Annotated in this window: 16 protein-coding genes; 8 read left to right on the forward strand and 8 right to left on the reverse strand. The window is 59.9% G+C overall.

Annotation, left to right across the window (positions count from 1 at the left end):
- Positions 1–245 precede the first annotated feature (245 nt).
- From JNK74_05590 to JNK74_05600, 3 genes are read right to left on the reverse strand one after another with little or no spacing between them, the layout of a single operon-like run.
- Positions 246–1,793: an amino acid adenylation domain-containing protein gene (locus JNK74_05590; protein MBL7645648.1), complete on the reverse strand. Its 1,548-nt coding sequence runs from the start codon at positions 1,791–1,793 to the stop codon at positions 246–248.
- Positions 1,793–2,059, reverse strand: coding sequence for an acyl carrier protein (locus JNK74_05595; protein MBL7645649.1), 267 nt, complete (start codon positions 2,057–2,059; stop codon positions 1,793–1,795). Before JNK74_05595 ends, JNK74_05590 begins: the two co-directional genes overlap by 1 nt.
- A gap of 27 nt (positions 2,060–2,086) precedes the next feature.
- On the reverse strand, positions 2,087–4,666 hold the full coding sequence (locus tag JNK74_05600) for a hypothetical protein (protein ID MBL7645650.1): 2,580 nt from the start codon (positions 4,664–4,666) through the stop codon (positions 2,087–2,089).
- 492 nt (positions 4,667–5,158) lie between these two features.
- Here JNK74_05600 and JNK74_05605 point away from each other — a divergent pair, with 492 nt between their 5' ends.
- Positions 5,159–6,880, forward strand: coding sequence for a DUF4091 domain-containing protein (locus JNK74_05605; protein MBL7645651.1), 1,722 nt, complete (start codon positions 5,159–5,161; stop codon positions 6,878–6,880).
- 201 nt (positions 6,881–7,081) lie between these two features.
- A complete protein-coding gene (locus JNK74_05610) occupies positions 7,082–8,401 on the forward strand; it encodes a Gfo/Idh/MocA family oxidoreductase (GenBank protein ID MBL7645652.1) in 1,320 nt (439 codons plus the stop codon).
- A gap of 86 nt (positions 8,402–8,487) precedes the next feature.
- Here JNK74_05610 and JNK74_05615 read toward each other — a convergent pair whose 3' ends face one another.
- A complete protein-coding gene (locus JNK74_05615) occupies positions 8,488–9,438 on the reverse strand; it encodes a hypothetical protein (protein MBL7645653.1) in 951 nt (316 codons plus the stop codon).
- Between the two features lie 96 nt (positions 9,439–9,534).
- A complete protein-coding gene (locus JNK74_05620; GenBank protein ID MBL7645654.1) occupies positions 9,535–9,708 on the reverse strand; it encodes a hypothetical protein in 174 nt (57 codons plus the stop codon).
- A gap of 287 nt (positions 9,709–9,995) precedes the next feature.
- Here JNK74_05620 and JNK74_05625 point away from each other — a divergent pair, with 287 nt between their 5' ends.
- Positions 9,996–10,505 carry a hypothetical protein gene (locus JNK74_05625; protein ID MBL7645655.1) on the forward strand — a complete coding sequence of 170 codons (510 nt, stop codon included), beginning with the start codon at positions 9,996–9,998 and terminating at the stop codon, positions 10,503–10,505.
- A gap of 82 nt (positions 10,506–10,587) precedes the next feature.
- On the opposite strand, the gene JNK74_05630 is transcribed toward JNK74_05625, so the two are convergent.
- Positions 10,588–12,048, reverse strand: a complete 1,461-nt coding sequence (locus JNK74_05630; protein ID MBL7645656.1) for a Gfo/Idh/MocA family oxidoreductase — start codon at positions 12,046–12,048, stop codon at positions 10,588–10,590.
- Between the two features lie 264 nt (positions 12,049–12,312).
- Between JNK74_05630 and JNK74_05635 the strand changes: the two genes are divergently transcribed.
- The 5 genes from JNK74_05635 (at position 12,313) to JNK74_05655 (ending at position 16,065) form a co-directional block, all read left to right on the forward strand.
- Positions 12,313–12,558 (forward strand): type II toxin-antitoxin system prevent-host-death family antitoxin, encoded by a 246-nt coding sequence (locus JNK74_05635; protein ID MBL7645657.1) that lies wholly within the window; start codon positions 12,313–12,315, stop codon positions 12,556–12,558.
- On the forward strand, positions 12,548–12,925 hold the full coding sequence (locus JNK74_05640) for a type II toxin-antitoxin system VapC family toxin (protein ID MBL7645658.1): 378 nt from the start codon (positions 12,548–12,550) through the stop codon (positions 12,923–12,925). The genes JNK74_05635 and JNK74_05640 overlap by 11 nt, the downstream gene beginning before the upstream one ends.
- Positions 12,926–13,091: 166 nt before the next feature.
- A complete protein-coding gene (locus JNK74_05645) occupies positions 13,092–14,450 on the forward strand; it encodes a hypothetical protein (GenBank protein MBL7645659.1) in 1,359 nt (452 codons plus the stop codon).
- An 89-nt stretch (positions 14,451–14,539) separates the two neighbouring features.
- The gene (locus JNK74_05650) at positions 14,540–15,160 is read left to right on the forward strand and encodes a type IV toxin-antitoxin system AbiEi family antitoxin domain-containing protein (GenBank protein ID MBL7645660.1); all 621 of its coding nucleotides are present in this window, start codon (positions 14,540–14,542) and stop codon (positions 15,158–15,160) included.
- A complete protein-coding gene (locus tag JNK74_05655; GenBank protein ID MBL7645661.1) occupies positions 15,157–16,065 on the forward strand; it encodes a nucleotidyl transferase AbiEii/AbiGii toxin family protein in 909 nt (302 codons plus the stop codon). Before JNK74_05650 ends, JNK74_05655 begins: the two co-directional genes overlap by 4 nt.
- 4 nt (positions 16,066–16,069) lie before the next feature.
- Here the strand turns inward: JNK74_05655 and JNK74_05660 are convergent, their stop codons facing one another.
- Together JNK74_05660 and JNK74_05665 are read right to left on the reverse strand one after the other, a co-directional pair.
- Positions 16,070–16,411, reverse strand: a complete 342-nt coding sequence (locus tag JNK74_05660) for a hypothetical protein (protein MBL7645662.1) — start codon at positions 16,409–16,411, stop codon at positions 16,070–16,072.
- A gap of 37 nt (positions 16,412–16,448) precedes the next feature.
- Positions 16,449–17,522 (reverse strand): DUF1080 domain-containing protein, encoded by a 1,074-nt coding sequence (locus tag JNK74_05665; GenBank protein ID MBL7645663.1) that lies wholly within the window; start codon positions 17,520–17,522, stop codon positions 16,449–16,451.
- Positions 17,523–17,561: the final 39 nt, after the last annotated feature.

The raw sequence follows: 17,561 nt of genomic DNA on the forward strand, positions 1-17,561 counted from the left end.
TGTGAGCGTCCGTCGGGTGCAAACTCGATTGACCGGTGCGGAACACAGCTAAAGCGCAAACTCGTTACCACGGTCCTCCGTGGTAATGCCTACCGTGCCGCTCCAGCGGCACAACCGCTTGCAAAGTGGCGGTGACACTACGGGGTTACTCTCGCAACACTGTTCACGCTGGAGCGTAAACCTATGCATTACCACGGAGGACCGTGGTAACGAGCGCATACGAAAACCCTCGTCTGCACCGCTATCTATTCCATCGTCAACAGTTTCTGATAGTCCACCTTGGCCGTGGAAGTCTTGGGAAGGCCGTCCACCGCAATGAACTTGTCGGGGATCATGTAAAGCGGTACTTTCTTTGAGCAGAACTGCTTCATGGCGATGAGTGAGGGTGGCTTGTCGCCGGTCCAGTTGAGGTAGGCGCGGATGAGCACGCCATTCTCCGGATCGGGCGTGGCCACCACGGCCGCCTCGGTCACGTTCTCGTGGCTGTAGAGGGCCGCTTCGATTTCTCCCAGCTCCACGCGATAGCCGCGGCGCTTCACCATGCGATCACGACGTCCGATATACTCGTAGTCGCCGTTCTCGTCGATTTTCACCACGTCTCCGGTCTTGTACCACTTGCCGCCATCGGCGTCGACATAGAAAGCTTCGGCGTTGCGCTGGGGCAGGTTCCAGTAACCCACCATGACGGAGCCGCCCTTGACATAGAGTTCGCCCTCTTCGCCACGGGGTACTTCCTTATCCAGAGCATCCACCACCATGCCCACGTCGCCGGAGCAGTCGATCCCAATGGGGAAGGGTTCGGTCCGCTCCTCGGGGATTTGGCCCACGACTTCGTAATAGGTGCATACGTTGGTTTCGGTGGGGCCATAGAGATTGAAATAGCGCGGCTGGGGCCACATGGTCATCACCGCCCGCAGATGCTTCACGGGGAAGACCTCGCCCGCAAAGAAGATAATGCGGAGGGCGGAGTGGTCGTGGGGCGCGTCTTGCCCGAATTCCACGAGCAGGCGCAGAATTGAAGGGGTGGAATACCAGATGGTGATCTTTTCCGAAGCGATGACCGCCGCCAGTTTGCTCGCCTGCTTGCCCAGCGTCTCGCCGAGCAGCACCAGCTTTCCGCCATGCTTGAGGCAGACGTAGATGTCCAGGATCGACAGGTCGAAGTGGAAAGGCGCATGGGAGGAGAAAACATCCTCGCAGGTGGGCTCGAAGGCCTCGCTGCACCAGTCGATGAAAGCCAGGCCGGTAGCATGGGTGTGCATCACGCCCTTGGGCTTTCCGGTCGAGCCGGAGGTATAGAGGATGTAGGCCAGATTGGTGGTGTCCACATTCTCGAAGGTCTGGGCCGGGTCCGGCGCGGCGGCCAGGAGCACCATGGGCACGCCGAAAGGATCGAGGAAATCGAGGGCGCCTCCATGGGTGATGCGCTCGGGACCGAATTCCGCGATGAGACCCTCGGCCAGCTTTTCCGCCACAACGATGGCGCGCACCGCGCAGTCGGAAAAGATGTAGGCATTGCGCTCGGCGGGCGCGGTGGAATCCACGGGCACATACGCCGCGCCCGCGCGAAGGGCGCCGAAGACGCCGGTGAGACTACCGATGGACTTGGGCATGCAGATGCCCACGCGATCACCCGAGGCGACGCCTGCGGCGCGCAGGCGCTGCTCCATGGTCTCGGCCAACTTCTGGAACTGCTCGTAGTTGACGGAGACCTCGCGTTCGGGATCCACGACGGCGCACCGACCGGGGTGTGCCCCGGCGGAACGCTCGAGAAGCTGGTGGAGCTGGTTCATTACTTTCCGGCGCTCTTCGTGTTGACCGTGTTGGCGATCAGGGTGAGGGTCTCGAGATTGTCCGAGCCGATTTCATGGGCCTGAAACTCGATACCGTATTTTTCTTCCAGAAAGGTCACCAGCTTTACCGTGGAGATCGAATCCAGGATGCCGCCGGAGATCAGGGGGGTTTCCAAGTCGAGGGAATCGGGATCCTCGCCGGGGAGAAAGGTATCGAGAATGTAGGCCTTTACGTCGGCCTGGATGGATTCAATGCTGTTGCTCATGGGGGCTTTCCTCTTTCCTGTAACTGCTTACCGGGTTGCGGTTGCCGCGTCGGGCTGGCCCTGCGCCACTGCGCCGCCGGCAAGTTCCGCGTCATGCTTCTTGATGGTCTCATACAGGTGCTCCGCCAGGAGGCGGTGCGCCAGGGCATTCGGATGATCGTCGAAATCCGACACCTGGATTTCCTTGTCCGGGTAGCCCTTGTAGGCCCCGGAATAATCCTCGATGATGTCGAAGCCCGCCTTCCTCGCAAAGTCGAAGAGCTCCTTGATGTCGTTGTCGGAGAAAGACACGCGACCTTTCTCGGGCATGTAGATGAAGGCCGTCTTCACGCCTTTGGCGCGGCAGGATTCGGCGAATTTGGTCAGCGACCATTCGAGGAGCTCCGATCCATAGGCGCTCAGCCGGATCTTCAGCACGGCGTTGTCCATGTCGGGCGTCACACCGGCTTTCTTCACGATCTCCTCCACGAAGGGGTCGGGCAGCGCCTTGCCGCCCTTCACGCGCTGCACCAGGTGATCGATGATCCATGTCTTCTCAATGCGGTGGCAGAAGATGTACACCGCGTCGAGATCGAAGTTCAGCATGGTCGAATCGAGAACGATCGCCTTCTGGATCGGGTCGTAGCCGTTTACCGAGAAGTTGAGCAGCTCGTAAGGCATGCCCTCGGCGTTGAGGCGGTCTTCCGCCAGCACATCGCACACTTCCGCATCGCCGATGCCCCAGCCCATCGTGTGGGAGGAGCCGATCAGGCCGATCCGCTTCACGCCGGCGGGCTTTTCCTTCGTGTAGGGCTTGTCGCGCATGCCCCATTCGTTCGTCGTGTAGACCTTTCCCTCGTAGGTCATGTTGGTCGAGGGCGTCATGGCCACGCCGAGATAGTCGTCGCGCTTCGTGTTCATGGTCTTGCGCCACTCGTCGAAGTAATTCTTCGGCTGCTTGTTGAACATGGCCTGAAGCTCGGGGTTGAAGCGGTCCACCTGGATCAGATCTTCGTAGTAGCCCCGCTGCATTTCCGCCGCGTCCGCGGCGTTGAGCGAGGGATTCTCGATCGCGTCCAGAACGGCCACCAGCGTGGGGTTCATGTGGCTCTGCACTTCGGAGAGGGCCATGATCATGACGAAGAGACCCGTAAGGCTATTGAGCACGGCGTTGCGCCAGAAGTTGTAGGGCTTCAGGTTGGCCGCGCGCTGTTTCGCGGCGCCACCCACCTGCCATTGGTCACGGCCCACGATGATGGCCGTGGCCGCGAGCAGCAGCAGCACGCCCCCGATCTTGAGCACCGCCTCCAGATCCCAGTTGCGCAATTGCAGTAGCGTCGCGCGCCATTCGCCGATGGAGTCCGAAGTCCAGAGCGACCACAGGAAGGTGATCGTCAGGAAGGTCAGCAGCGTCTTGCCCGCCAGGATGGCCGCGAGTTTCGCGCTGTCCGCCGGAGTCTTGGGCACGAGCTTCTTGTGGGGCCGGGCCTCGTTCCATACGCTGAAGGTCACCAGTATCCCCAGCAGGATCCAAAAGAGAATATCCTGCGGAGTGAAGAGGGCCGCGCCGCGCAGCCAGAACCACTGGTAGGCATGGAGCGCCCAGGTGGCGAAAAAGGCAATCAGGGTGGCGTAGATCATGCCCTGGGTCGTACCCAGTTTCCGCAGCCGGAAAAACAGCGGATAGAAGAAGACCTTCATCATGAAGTCCTTCCAATAGATATTGATCCGGCGCCAGAAATCGGTGAAGCTCGACGCGAGCACGTAGTGGTGGTTGCCTTCGGGCAGGTTGAAGCCGAAGAGGTGGAGCAGCCCCACAATCGTGTGGAACATGCCCGATACCTGGAGATAAAGGAGGTAGGTGCAGACCATGTGCTGGAAGAAGCCCGAGGCGCCTTCGATTTCAGCGGGGCCGACAATCATGAACTTGTACAGGAAGCGGTAGAGGATAAGCTGGATGCCGCCCCGGATCATCCACTTCACGCCCGTCTGATAGATCTTATACGGATCTTCGTTGTAATAGGTCCGGCAGAAGGTCTGGTAGTCCACTACCGGAAAAAGGGGGAAGAGGATGTTGGGGATCATGAAGAAATAAGCCAGCGAGCGCCAGAGGCTGAAGGGCGCCGACTTGTGGACCAGATCGTACACGTAGATGATCAGGCGGAACATGAACATGGCGCCGAGGATCGGCCAGATCGTGCTCGGCCAGGGCGAGGCCACCCAGCCCGCGCGAAACACCGCGAGGATGAGTGCGGCACCGAAAACCAGGCCCAGGCGCACATTCATGGACGCCGGCACATGGCACAGACCGATGAGCACCCCGCCAATTCCGATGAGCCAGGCCGCGCTCGCCGGGCTCTGGCCACCGATGAGGTAAACCAGGCAGCCGAGACTGAGCGCCACAAAAAAGGGAAGTCGGAACCGCAGCGGCAGTACGTGATTGATGGGAAAGGCGACCGCCACGATCAGCAGCAACTGGCGAAAGGCCTCACTCTCAAGGCGAACCGCCTTGAACATGAGCGCCACAAGGACAACCTGAAATACGACGACCGAGAATCGCACAAGGTTCCCCAGGGCAAAGAAGCCCGCGGGTTCATCTTTGCCCGTTGACACACTGGTGGCGCTCACAACCATGATCTTCCTTCTCTCTCCCGATTCCTGCAGTTGCCCCGAGTGGGGTATCGTGAAATTCTCACTATACACGGCTCGCTGGCCGAGCAACTCCTGCTGAAAGCACGTATCGTGCCAATGTCACACTTTCGACATAATTCGTTATAGACAGACCACTTACTGCAAGGTGGCACCGTCACTCCCCGGCGATGGCCCTACAATAAATTATCAGAATTGACAACTACTACGTCGAGCAAGACGATTACTGTCCCACTTTTTCGCCTTGCATTTGCAGACCCGATACACTCAAGTTAGACAACTTGAAAATTGCTCACTTCCGCCTAAGTTTTTATTTTAGTACTTATTAGTATTTTTGTCAATCAATTCATGAGCGCCGTTGACTCGCCCCTGGGCCAATCGTATACTGCTCCAGGTATGGCGGGCCCTTTCGGCACCCCAGCCCACCGATACAAGCCCGCATCCGATACCCAAAGCGAGGAGAATCGTATCATGCGCCGCAGCGCCCTTTCCCTTACACTCGTCGCCGCGAGCGTGGTGAACACGCTGAGCGCCTTCGCCCAGATCGGCCTGGAGGTCCTGCCCCTGGGCCCCACCGAGCGCCATCGGCCCACCGGCGATCTCGCCATCCTTCCGCCTCCCGCATTTCGCGCGGCCCGCAATGAAACCGAATCGCTTCAATTCGCCATTCGAGCGCTGGGTGGCAACGCGACCAAGGTGGATGTCGTCCTCTCGCCTTTTTCCCTGGCCGACGGGACCCAGCTTCCGGCAGCGGCGGCGGTGCTTTACCGTGAAGTGACGGTCAACGTCCGCCGCTCGTCGCCCCGGGCCACTGAGGCACCGGGGTTGATTCCCGATGCGCTGGTTCCCGTGCTCCATCCCCAGACCGGTGAGAAACTCAAGCCCCACTACTGGAATGGCGAAAAGTTGGAAGGCGTGGCCTACGGCGGGACGCCCTTTGATATCTGGCGGGAAAACAACGAAGTCCTCTGGCTCGATGTCCATGTGCCGACGGATGCCGTGCCGGGCGACTACACGGCCACGCTCCGGGTGACCGCAGAGAATGCGGAAGCGGTCGAATTGCCCGTGGCCCTCACGGTTTGGGACTTCACCCTGCCCGACGGTCCTACCCACGAGAATCACTTTGGCGGCTTCGGTTCGCTGGCGGCCTACCACAAGCTCGATAGCACCAGCCCCGAGTTCATCGAGTTGGAGGAGCGCTACAGCGCCGAGCTGGCGGCCCATCGCATCAGCCCGGAAATTCCCCACCACCTCCTGCCCGCCGCGGGGGAGGACGGGGCCGCCGCGTTTACGCCCGAGGTAGATGCGGCCATCACGGCCTTCGTGGAGCGTCACCATGTGACCAACTTCCACATTCCGTCCGCGCCCTTTGGCGATTCCGCGGGGGCGGATCGCGAGAAAGCCCTGCGCTTTTACCGCTCTTGGCATAGCTATCTGGAGCAGAAAGGCTGGGCGGATCGCGCCTATCTCTACATGCTGGATGAGCCCAATGAAATCGAGGCCTATGAGCGGGTGCGCGAACTGGGCGCGTTGGTGCGCGAGGCCCACCCGAACATACGGCGACTCGTCGTGGAGCAGACCTACACCCAGGATCCCGCCTGGCCCTCGCTGGAGGAGTCCATCGACATCTGGTGCCCGCTTTTCGGGTTCGTCGATGAAGCCAGCACAAAGCGCCTGCAGGCTCAGGGCGAGCACGTCTGGAGCTACACGGCCCTGACCCAGACCGCGCCGCCCTACCACCCGGAATTTGAGACGGTGAAGGACGATATTCCGCCCTTCTGGGAGATCGACTTCCCCGTTACCTCCTACCGCATTGCGCCCTGGCTCAACCGCCGCTACGGCATCACGGGCCTACTCTACTGGTCCGTGGTTTACTTCGGATCGCCCGATCGCGACCCATGGCAGGATCCCGGCTTCCGGGTGCGCTGGAACGGCGAAGGCGCCCTTTTCTATCCCGGCAACGCCGTGGGCATCGACGGCCCCATCGCATCGATCCGCCTGAAGAACCTTCGCGACGGGATGGAAGACTATGAATATTTCGCGCTATTGGAATCCCTCGGCGGCGCCGAGGCCGTCGACGCCATCGTGCGTGAAGCCGTACCCACCTGGGGCAGTTGGAAGAGCGGTCCGGAAATCCTGCCCGCACTGCGCGAGCGACTGGCGGAAGAAATCTTGAAACGGAAGGGCCATTAAGGCGGGTCGAACAGATCAGTCCGATCAGACGGATCGGACTGATCGGAATCGATCCGCACCTGAAGCCGCAAGGATTCATGCGGACACGTCCCACGGTTCCCACCGGAAAATCATCCATTGACGAAGTTCTCACCGCTCCGCTACCATGGAGGGGTGCGAAAAATTGATTTACTCACCTTGCATACCAGAAGGATATTTCCAATGAAAGAGATTACCCGCAGGAATTTCGTGAAAGGCGCGGCGGCCGCGTCTTTGTTGATAGGCACCTCCAAGACCTCCTGGGCTGGCGCGAACGACCGCGTGCGCGTAGCCATCATGGGGATCAACGGGCGTGGCAAGGAACACTTGACCATGTACCCGCAGATCCAGGGTGCTGAAGTCTCCACGCTGTGCGAAGTGGATTCCCGCCTTTTCGCGCCCCGCGCGAAGGAGTTCCTGACGGACAAGGGTTTGAAGGAGCCGAAGTTCGAGCAAGATATCCGCCGCGTGCTCGACGACAAGGACATTGACGTCATATCCATGGCGACGCCCAATCACTGGCACTCGCTGGGCGCCATCTGGGCCTGCCAGGCGGGTAAAGACGTCTACGTCGAAAAGCCCATGACCCACAATATCTACGAAGGCCGCAAGGTGGTGGAAGCGGCGGCGAAATACAAGAAGATCGTCCAGCACGGCGTGCAGCTCCGCAGTAACCCCGGCTTCCAGGAAGGCATCCAGATGCTGCACGACGGGGCCATCGGCGAGGTCTACATGGCCCGCTGCGTGTGCTTCAAGAATCGCCCCGACATCGGCAAGGCCAAACCCGGCACGCCCCCCGCGGAGCTGGACTGGAACCTGTGGCAGGGCCCCGCGCAGGAAGAGCCCTTCATGGTCAACGACAAGGGCCAGGGCATCTTCGTTCCCTATTTCTGGCACTGGAAATGGGCCTATGGCAATGGCGACATCGGCAATCAGGGTGTGCACCAGCTCGACGCCGCCCGCTGGGGCCTCCAGGTCGACGTGCCCTATCGCGTCGCGTCCATGGGCGGCCTCTTCCTCTGGGAAGACGCCAAGGAAGTCTTCAACGTCTCTTCATCGTCCTTCATGTTCAAGGGCAAAGACGGCAAAGACAAAATGATGACCCTCGAAGTGCGCTTCTGGGAGTCCAACGAAGAAGTGGGCGGCAAGGCCTTCGGCGTGCTTTTCTACGGCGAAAAGGGCTACATGTCCTTCCCGAGCTACGAAGGCTACCAGCTTTATCAGGGTGGCAAACTCGTAAAGGAAAATTCCGAGGGGGACACCGTCAACCACTTCCAGAACTTCATCGACTGCGTCCGCAGCCGCAGTGCCGAAAAGCTCACGGCGCCTCCCATCGAAGGTCACTACTCCTCCGCCCTGTCCCACTATGCCCTCACCGGCGCACGCCTGAACCGCGTGCTCGAGATCGATACGGAGAAGGAACAGGTGAAGAACGACGACGAGGCGAACTCGTACCTGACCCGCGTGTACCGCGAAGGCTTCGTGGTGCCGGAAACGGTCTGAGCCCGGCGCGCTTTCGCGCAAATCACCTGGAACATAATTTGTTGCCCGGCGCCCCCAGGGGCGCCGGGCAATTTCCATGTTGGGGGCTATTCGCCGCTCACATACGACGCGCGTTTCTTCACCCAGTTGCTCTCCTCCAGCAGTCCGGCTTCGCGATAGACCACCTCCAGCGCGCGGTAGCGTTCCACCACGTTAAACCCGATAGTCTCCCGCAGCTTGCGCAGGCACACGGGACAAAGGTGCACCGGGCTCGCGTCGGTCTCGTCGAGGTGATTGCTGCCGTTCATGATGCAGCGCAGGTACACGCAATGCTCCATGCCGAACATGTGGGCGGTTTCGTGGGCCAGCACCTTGAAGCTCCGCAGCAGCGCCAGCGCATCATCGCCCGTCTTCGGCGCTTCTCCGTAAAAGCGGGGCGAATACCGCGCGAAGCTGTACACGCCTGTACGCTCTTTCAGCGACGCCTGGCCGAAGACGAAATTCCACGATGGCTCGGGATAGAGATCGATTGTGGTCAAGCCGAGGCGGCAATAGGCATCCTCCGGGAGATCCCTGCGAAGAAAAACCAGTAGATCCGTGCTCAGCAACTGGCGCTGCCCCGTGATCGGATTCTCCCGATCCGTGATGCCCTGTCGCGACACCTCCACGGGCGCTTGCATCTTCACGGGTATGGGGAAGAAAGCACTCGCAAAGCGCTCCAGCTTCGCCAGAATCTCCGGGTCGCCGCCGGCGAAGGCATCCAGCGGTTGGAGGTAGATCACGTTGCGCGGCGCAACGGGTTTATTCGGATTAGAGCGCGTGAACTGATTAAAGGTCTGGCCCCGCTCGGGGTTGATCGCCAGCCAGTCATTTGGACCCGGCTGAGGCAGTGGCGGGAAATCCCCGTTGGGCGTGAACGCGCGGCGCGATTCCGGAGACAACGACGCCACCGGCCCGATGGCCAGCTTGACCACCTCGGGCGAGGAATAGGGCTCTTCCGCCGCGCACACGGACGAGAGCGCGCCAGCCAGGCAGCATAGAATCGCGGCGGATTTCATCCGGCGATTCTTGCACACCGGCCCGCCGCGATCCAAGGAGGCGCGTTCCGATTCGCGGGATGGTGGGAGGAACGAAGCGGGTTCTCGCAGGCGATCCTACTTGTGACCGCCCATGTTGCAACTCGCGACGTTGATCCAGTTTTTATGATCTTTTGAAACCGTGGTTTCAACAGCAACCAGCGCGGGAAGGAGCCCGCCGACGATCTGTACTTGCTCAGGTTCCGTTACTTCCACGTTCTTGTCCAGGTCGTTGATTTGAATCGATTTCATGATAAATACCTCCAGTGTTGGTTTCCGTCAAATTCCAAACATGTCTGAGAAGAGCGAAGTTTGTGCCAAACCGTTGGGCGATGTGTAAGTGCATTATCTGTAGCGGTTTGCGGGAGTACAGGGTCTTCCCGACGCAGGTGGCGGGGCCCACGGTCAATCACAGGCGGTACTCAAACTGCGGCCATGGTCCCAATATCGGTCCACCCTTGCAGCGCGAAATACCTGATATACTTTTATGTGGCGGTCGTGCAGGATCGATTGGCACCAGCAGGAGGGCTTTCGGACGAATGTGGCATGTGTATTACCGAAGTTGGCTTCGTTGGAAGAAGCGTGCGGATGAGTGGCTGGACGTGGAGACGGCGTACCGCCGACATGAGCGGCGATGGGCCTATTCGGTACTGTTCGCAGACAATATTTGTCCCGCCGCCGTTCTCTATCTGCAGGGGGATACGGTCCGTGTTTCATTCATTGACTATTGTCTAAGGGAGTGGATGATCGGACACTATGCCGTGATTGATCGGGATCGGCTTTTCCTTACGGGCGCGACGTATCAGACCTTTCGCGGCACGAGCGACGCGTTCGCGCTGGTAGAGACCCATCGTTTTGATGAGGATGGCACGGTAACGATAAGGGAGCGTCACTTCCAAACCGGCTTCGCCGCGCCGCAGACAGCGATGATGGATGTGTCGCGCAACTGGGAGCCCTATCCCCAGTTTGGGGACTATGAGTCCCTGATTGCGATGCACTGGGCAGGAAGACTGAACGCGGTGAATCGGGGAACTGCAATTAGGGGCTGATCCCCATAGTGAACCAAATACAAAATCGCCCTCCCCGCGTTGCGCGAGGAGGGCGACAGCTTCTTGTTTATGATTTGCTGAGCTACACCTTATCGACGGTCGGAATCTCAAAGCCCTTGCGGTTGGAGTCCTTCACCAGAGCATTCGCCGCGTCGGCGTGTTCGCCGATGCAGCGCTCGGTTTCGGGATCAAAGGTAAGCCAGGGGCCGACGGTGTACTCGGTGCCGTCTTCCGGCACGCCCATACCCTTGGTCACGATCTCGTGCAACTTGGCGAAGTGCTCGTAGGCGTCTTTGTTGTCCCCGAACTTGCCGGCCTTCAAATTGAGGGGCACCTTCTCGCCGATGCGGTAGGAGTTGTTCATGAGGTGGCCGAGGACGCTGCCCTTGTGCGCGTCCATGGCATTGCCATTGGCCATCTTCGGGTCACCGGCGCGGCACGCGGCCACGAAAGCGCCCCAGTTGCCGCCGGGGGTGACGCCACCGGGTTCCAGATCGAGCGGCACACCTTCCGTGGCGCCCGCGGGGATATAGGTCTTGTCGTCGAGAATCTTGCCGCCGTCTTCGAAGTAATACTCGTTCTTCACCTGGTGCAGGTAGCCTTCATAATTCACGTTGCGAACGTTGAAAAAGACCTGCTGGCCGTTGGGGTATTCCGCCATGCCAAACATCGTGTTTGGCGTCTCGCCCTGGTCATTCCACTTAAAGCGGCCGCCCATCGCCATCGCCTTCACCGGGTGCGTCTGATCCGGGTCAATGGCCCAGAAGGCGCGGTCAAGCTGGTGGGTGCCCTGGTTGTTCATGTCGCCATTGCCCGACTTCCAGAACCAGTGCCAGTTGTAGTGCACCAGATTTGCGTGGTACTCGTCGAACTCGGCCGGGCCGCGCCACAAGTTCCAATCGAGGTTCGCCGGGGCCTCCGCGACCGGCTTGAAGCCTATGGTGTCGCGTGGTTTGCAGCAATAGCCATAGGAAATCTTCAGTCGGCCGAACTTGCCCTCGTGAATCGCCTTCGTCAGCGCCGCCACATCCGCATTGCTCCGCTGTTGCGTGCCGTGCTGCACCACCACGCCATACTTTTTCCACGCTTCGACCGCGATGCGCCCCTCGGCAATGTCATGGCTCATGGGTTTCTCGACATACACATGCTTGCCCGCCTGCGCGCCCCAGATCGTCAGCAGGCTGTGCCAGTGATTCGGCGTGGCAATCGAAATCGCGTCCACATTCTTGTCTGCCAGTGCCTCGCGAATATCCGTGATGCCCTTGGTCGTGCAGGTTGGCCCCACCTTCGCCTGAATCTCGGCCAGGCGCGCCGCAACGACGTCCCGATCCGGATCGGCAATGTAGGCCAGTTCCACATTCGGCTGTTCGAGCCAGCCGCTGATGTGGCTCTTGCCCCGACCGTTGAGCCCGGCCACGGCGATGCGCAGGCGATCATTCGCGCCCAGCACCTTGCCCGAAGCGGCCGTGCCGCACAGCAGCAGCGACGCGCCCGCGAAGGCGGAGGAAGATTTGATGAACTGACGACGACTTAAACGTGACATGGTGTTTTCTCCTGATGGATAGGGTTGCCCTTCATTCTGCGATCTTCGGCCGGCTCAGTCAAGTGCGAATTTCTCGAAAACATGCTCCGTTTTGGGACGGTGAATTGGACCAGGCCAGCGGAGCGAAGGTTTTCCCGGGTGAGACTGAAGGGACGATGAACAATCAAGGCCCGTACATTCCCCGCCCGAGGTCGAATTTACCATTGACAGGATTTTTGTCGGTAGTGCATACTTGAAGTGCACACTCATGGAGAGGAGCCGACTATGAAAGTCACTGTTTTGGATATGAGGCGCAATCCCAAGAAAATACTGGACGCAATCGCGCGCAATGAAACTGTCACCCTCACGAACAGGGGGGTGTCGGTGGCGCGTATTGAGTCCGCCCGCCATAGCGAGCGACCCAGCGTGAAGGACTTGGAGATCTTCGGATTGTGGGCAGACCGGGAAGAAATGTCCGACCCTGTCGTCTATGTGCGGAACCTCCGTCGAGGGCGCTTCGGTGATCTTTGACACGGACGTTATCATCTGGGTGATGCGCGGTAGCAAGCGCGCGGCGGCAGCCATCGATCAAGCCGAGAGTCTTGAACTTTCCGTGGTGAGCTACATGGAACTGGTCCAAGGTGCCCGCAACAAGAGCGAATTGCGGGCCACCAAGGCGGCTCTCAGTGCGTTAAATTTCCAGATTCTCCCCCTTACCGAAAATATCGGCCACCGCGCGTCAATCTACCTGGAGGAGTATACACTCAAGTCAAATATCGGCGTCCCTGATGCTTTAATCGCGGCCACGGGGGTCGAGAACGGCATTCCGCTCTGCACGGCCAACGCGAAAGACTATCGCAGCATCGCCGAGCTCGAACTCAGTGTATTTCGCCCGTAGCCATTTTTGTCGACGATATTCCGCTGTGGTTACAACAGGGCAAGGCTAAACCCTCCACCTCAATTGGAGATCCCTCCGGCCGACGCGCTACTCTTTCCCAGGCGCGTGCCGGTGTGCTTTCCCGTACCTCCGGTGATGTTGCGCCGGTTTTTCTGAAAGGCCCGCCATGAAGTACCTGCTTACCCTCGCCGCGTTCCTGCTTGCTTTTTCTTCCGCCGTACCTGCCGCCGATGCCCCCGCGTTCTCGGGGATGAGCTACCTCGACAACGGCGTCGTTAAGATCGGTATCAACCTGGACATTGGCGGGGCGATAACGTACCTCTCGAAGTCGGGCACGGAAGAGAACATCATCAACAGCCACGACTGGGGCCGGCAGATCCAGATGTCGTTTTACTCCGGGCCGGTGCCCTATGTGCCTGAGAATGGCAAGCAGCCGTCGAAGACGTGGACCTTTATCGGGTGGAACCCGATCCAGTCGGGCGACGCCTACAACAATCCCTCGAAGGTGCTGGAGCACACGAACGACGGCACGAAGCTCTATGTAAAGTGCGTTCCCATGCACTGGCCCTTGAACAACGAGCCGGGCGAGTGCACCTTTGAGTCGTGGTTGACGCTGGAAGGCAACACGGTGCGCGTGCGTTCCCAGATCAACAACGCGCGGAAGGATGCGACCCAGTTTCCCGCGCGCGGCCAGGAGCTTCCGGCGGTGTATTCCAATGGTACCTTCTACCGCCTCTTCACCTATGACGGCGACCAGCCCTTCACCGGCGGTCCATTGCGGCTGGTGGACAAGGTGTGGGACACGCGCATTCCCCCGGCGGAAGCGCCCGGCGGGCCGTGGGACAGTTGGTATGCCACGGAAAACTGGGCGGCGCTGGTGAACGAGGCCGATTTCGGCGTGGGCATCTGGACGCCGAACACCTTTGCGTATACGGGCGGCTTCGCGGGCGTGCCGGGAAAGGGCGGGCCCAAGGACGGCCCCACGGGCTATATCTCGCCCACGCGCAATGAGATTCTGGATCACGACATTGTCTACGCCTACGACTACACCCTCATCGTGGGGGCGTTGACAGAAATCCGCGACTACGTCTATCAGCACGCCCAGCGCGGTACGCTGCCGGAATACACCTTTACGAAGGATCGCCAGAGTTGGACCCTGGCCGATGCGCGCGATGGCGGCTGGAAGCTGGATGGAGCCTGGGCCGTTACCTTCACCGGGCTCACGCCGCAACTCGTGGGGCCGAATGCCTTCTGGGCCACGTCGGAATTGCCCGTCGTGCAGCTTGACGCCGCCTTCGATACGGGCAGCACCACGGCGACCCTCCGCTGGGAAGGTTTCAAGGGCCAGGGTGGCGGCGCGATCGATTTCGAGGTCATCCCCGATGGGACATTGCGCACCTACACCATCGATCTCTCGAAAGCTCCCGGCTATACCGGCATCGCCACGCGCTTCGCCCTCGCGCCGAAGACCGATGGCGCGGAAGGGCGCAAGGTTAGCGTGGCCCGGCTGGGCACGGTGAAATAGGGGGGATCGCGATCGGACGTGGGTTGCAATGTCGAATCGAACAGGATAGAATTACCTATATAAAAGATTTTCAATAGGTAAATTTATCCATGAGAATTCACTCCCCATCGAGCCCCATCGAAGCCAGTGCTATCCGCAAGATCGCTGCGGATGGCGGAATCGTGCGCACGTCGGTGGCGATTCAGGCTGGTATCCATCCGCGCACCCTCTATGCGCTACGCGACGGTGGTGTTCTGGAGCAGGTGTCGCGGGGCGTGTATCGGCTCCGGGGCCACGAGGGGGGCGGGGATCCAGATCTGATAACCGTCGTTCAGCGTTGCCCGGATGCGGTTATCTGCCTGATCTCCGCGCTCTCACTGCACGAGATTACCACGCAGGTTCCCCACGCGATTCACCTCGCGCTGAGGCGCGGTGCCGAGGTGCCTCGGATCACGCGGCCCCCGCTGGAGGTATATCACTACTCCCCCGAGTGCCATGCCGCAGGAATACAAGACTTGATCACGAACGGCGTGAGCCTTCGCGTGTACTGCCCAGAAAAAACTCTCGCGGACTGCTTCAAGTTTCGCAACCGAATCGGGATGGACGTTGTCCTCGAAGCCTTGAAGCTCTACCGCACGCGCATGCCATTTAAAGCGCGGGAACTACTGCACTACGCCCGAATCTGCCGTGTCGAGCGGGTCATGACGCCCTACCTGGAGTTACTGGCATGACGCGAAAACCCGTGTCCAACATCGCCGCATCAATCCGACAGCGGCTTTTGAACCACGCCCATGGCTCTGGACGTCCGTTCAACGAGGTGCTCCAATATTACGCACTGGAACGCTTTCTCTACAGGCTGGCGGAGTCCAGCGAAGGGGAGCTATTCGTTCTCAAGGGAGCGATGATGTTGCGCGCGCGCAACGCGCCGGACGCTCGGCCTACGATGGACATCGACCTTCTTGGAATGACACCCAACGACACAGCAAGTTTGTTGGCGCGATTTGAAGCGGTATTGCGACTCGCCGTCCTGGACGATGGATTGCACTTTGACCCCAGTACGCTGCGTTCGGAGGGTATCACGAAGGAGATGGGCTACGACGGCGTCCGACTTCGTTTTCGAGGGGTCCTGGACACCGCCCGTGTTTCTCTACAAGTCGATATCGGTTTCGGCGACATCGTATACCCGCCCCCTGAGCGCCATACGATGCCCACGGTCCTCGATCAACCCGCTCCCGACCTTCTCTGTTACAGCCTGGAAAGTGCAATTGCCGAAAAACTCGAAGCGGCGGTCAAACTTGGGCAACTGAACAGCCGCATTAAAGATTTCTACGATATCTGGCTACTCTCTTCCAACTTTGATTTTCGCGGCGATGAACTTGCGGAAGCAATTCGGAGAACTTTCCAGAATCGAAAGACCGCGCTGGAGCGCGATCTCGAAGCTTTCGGTTCGGAATTCTGCATGGCAAAATCCCAACAGTGGACGGCATTCAAGAGGCGTCTGCACGATCCCAATGTGCCTGAGCGACTGGAAGACGCCATGAGGCTGAACGAGCGCTTTCTCGGTCCGGTGTTGGACGGCCTACTTGGTGACATGCCGATGCCCTTAGTCTGGCGGGCATCTGGTCCATGGATTTAGTGCCTTACATGACCTGACTCAGCAGGCTGAAGTGCTCGTAGAGGATAGCGCAGAGTTTGTAGGCGGTGTAGAAAGTAAAGGCGCTGTAGACCACGATGATTGCGGCCAGGATGGCCTTGGTCGTAGCGTTCATGCGCCGTGAGCGCCACACCAGGGCCAGGGCAAAGGGGCCCAGGACGGTGAGTGCGAGCACGAGAATCCAGACGGGGTGGTAGTAGAAGGCCTCGGTCGTCTGCTGGCGCGCGCCGCAGAAGCGGCAAAAGGCGTCGGCCGGGCTGATGACTTCGCGGCACTTGGCGCAGCGCACGGCGATGGGCGGCGGCGCGACCGGGTTGGGCGTATTCATAGGGGCTTTCTGCGGCGTTGTTTCACGCCGCGCTTTGTTACAGCTTCTTCTCGAAATCCGGTTCGATCCCGACGCGGAAATTCACGCCCGTGACCGCGCCTTTGTCATCCCGCACGAAGGCGAGGGTGCCGTCGAAGGTCGGGAAGACGAACTCGGTTTCAGACTGGGGAATGAGGGGCCATTCCTGCTTGTCGCGGATGGCGGCGAGGAGGTGATCGCCTTCGCGGCGAATCACGATGAAGGGTACTTCCTTCTTTTCGTCATCGGGTTCGATCGTTTCGTAGGCGCCGACAAAGCGGTCGAGCTGCTCCGGGCTGAGCTGGACCTTCGCCTCGGGTGTCTTCATTTTGATTTTCTTCAAGTGCTCACGCTGGGGCAGGGGGCGGATCCATATGTTGCGAAAGCGTACGGGGCTGTCGTGATCCTGGAGCTTGAGGGACATGGCGTCGGCGTGAACTTCGTAGGGCTTTTGCTGGAGCCAGCCGGTGGGGCCGGTGAGAGTGACGTTGTCCTGCACGAGAACGCCGTTGAGGAAGGCGGTGATGCGCGCCGGACGTCTCACGGTGCCGTCCTTCTTGAAGCGGGGCGCGTGAAAGACGATGTCGTAGGTCTGCCATTCGCCGGGTTTGCGCGTGGCGTTGACCTGGGGCGGATACTGGGCATAGATCGAGCCGGCGTAGCCGTCGGAATAGGTGCGGCTCTCGTAAGAATCGAGGACCTGGATCTCGTATTTCTCCATGAAGAATATGCCGCTGTTGCCTCTGTCCTGATCAATCTTGCCGGCGGGATCGGCGGGCGAGGCCCACTCGATGTGGAGCTGGCAGTCGCCGAAGGTCTGCTTTGTGAAGATGTCGTCCGCACCCGCCACAGTCTCCAGGTAGCCATCGGAAACCTTCCACGCCGCAGGCCCGCCCTCTTTGGTGCGCCACGCATCGAGGTTCGTCCCGTCGAAGAGGACGATAGCGTCGGCGGGAGGAGAACCGTTTTGTCCCGGCGTGACGACGGGCGCTACGGCGCGCTCCATGTCGTGAATCCGATAGCCGGAATTCGTCTGGGCCTGGGCGCAAAGCGTCGCTACGGTTATCATCATGAGGAGGACTGTGCTGCGCATGGGGTTTCTCCGATTTTCAGGGGACTTCGTATTAAACGG

Source organism: Candidatus Hydrogenedentota bacterium (genome assembly GCA_016791475.1).
Taxonomy (GTDB): Bacteria; Hydrogenedentota; Hydrogenedentia; order Hydrogenedentales; family JAEUWI01; genus JAEUWI01.

What these genes read in the sequence shown, in the direction of transcription:
- JNK74_05590 (MBL7645648.1), bottom strand. Translation starts at nt 1,793, where the DNA reads ATGAACCAGCTCCACCAGCTTCTCGAGCGTTCCGCCGGGGCACACCCC.
- JNK74_05595 (MBL7645649.1), bottom strand. Translation starts at nt 2,059, where the DNA reads ATGAGCAACAGCATTGAATCCATCCAGGCCGACGTAAAGGCCTACATT.
- JNK74_05605 (MBL7645651.1), top strand. Translation starts at nt 5,159, where the DNA reads ATGCGCCGCAGCGCCCTTTCCCTTACACTCGTCGCCGCGAGCGTGGTG.
- JNK74_05610 (MBL7645652.1), top strand. Translation starts at nt 7,082, where the DNA reads ATGAAAGAGATTACCCGCAGGAATTTCGTGAAAGGCGCGGCGGCCGCG.
- JNK74_05615 (MBL7645653.1), bottom strand. Translation starts at nt 9,438, where the DNA reads ATGAAATCCGCCGCGATTCTATGCTGCCTGGCTGGCGCGCTCTCGTCC.
- JNK74_05620 (MBL7645654.1), bottom strand. Translation starts at nt 9,708, where the DNA reads ATGAAATCGATTCAAATCAACGACCTGGACAAGAACGTGGAAGTAACG.
- JNK74_05625 (MBL7645655.1), top strand. Translation starts at nt 9,996, where the DNA reads ATGTGGCATGTGTATTACCGAAGTTGGCTTCGTTGGAAGAAGCGTGCG.
- JNK74_05630 (MBL7645656.1), bottom strand. Translation starts at nt 12,048, where the DNA reads ATGTCACGTTTAAGTCGTCGTCAGTTCATCAAATCTTCCTCCGCCTTC.
- JNK74_05635 (MBL7645657.1), top strand. Translation starts at nt 12,313, where the DNA reads ATGAAAGTCACTGTTTTGGATATGAGGCGCAATCCCAAGAAAATACTG.
- JNK74_05645 (MBL7645659.1), top strand. Translation starts at nt 13,092, where the DNA reads ATGAAGTACCTGCTTACCCTCGCCGCGTTCCTGCTTGCTTTTTCTTCC.
- JNK74_05650 (MBL7645660.1), top strand. Translation starts at nt 14,540, where the DNA reads ATGAGAATTCACTCCCCATCGAGCCCCATCGAAGCCAGTGCTATCCGC.
- JNK74_05655 (MBL7645661.1), top strand. Translation starts at nt 15,157, where the DNA reads ATGACGCGAAAACCCGTGTCCAACATCGCCGCATCAATCCGACAGCGG.
- JNK74_05660 (MBL7645662.1), bottom strand. Translation starts at nt 16,411, where the DNA reads ATGAATACGCCCAACCCGGTCGCGCCGCCGCCCATCGCCGTGCGCTGC.
- JNK74_05665 (MBL7645663.1), bottom strand. Translation starts at nt 17,522, where the DNA reads ATGCGCAGCACAGTCCTCCTCATGATGATAACCGTAGCGACGCTTTGC.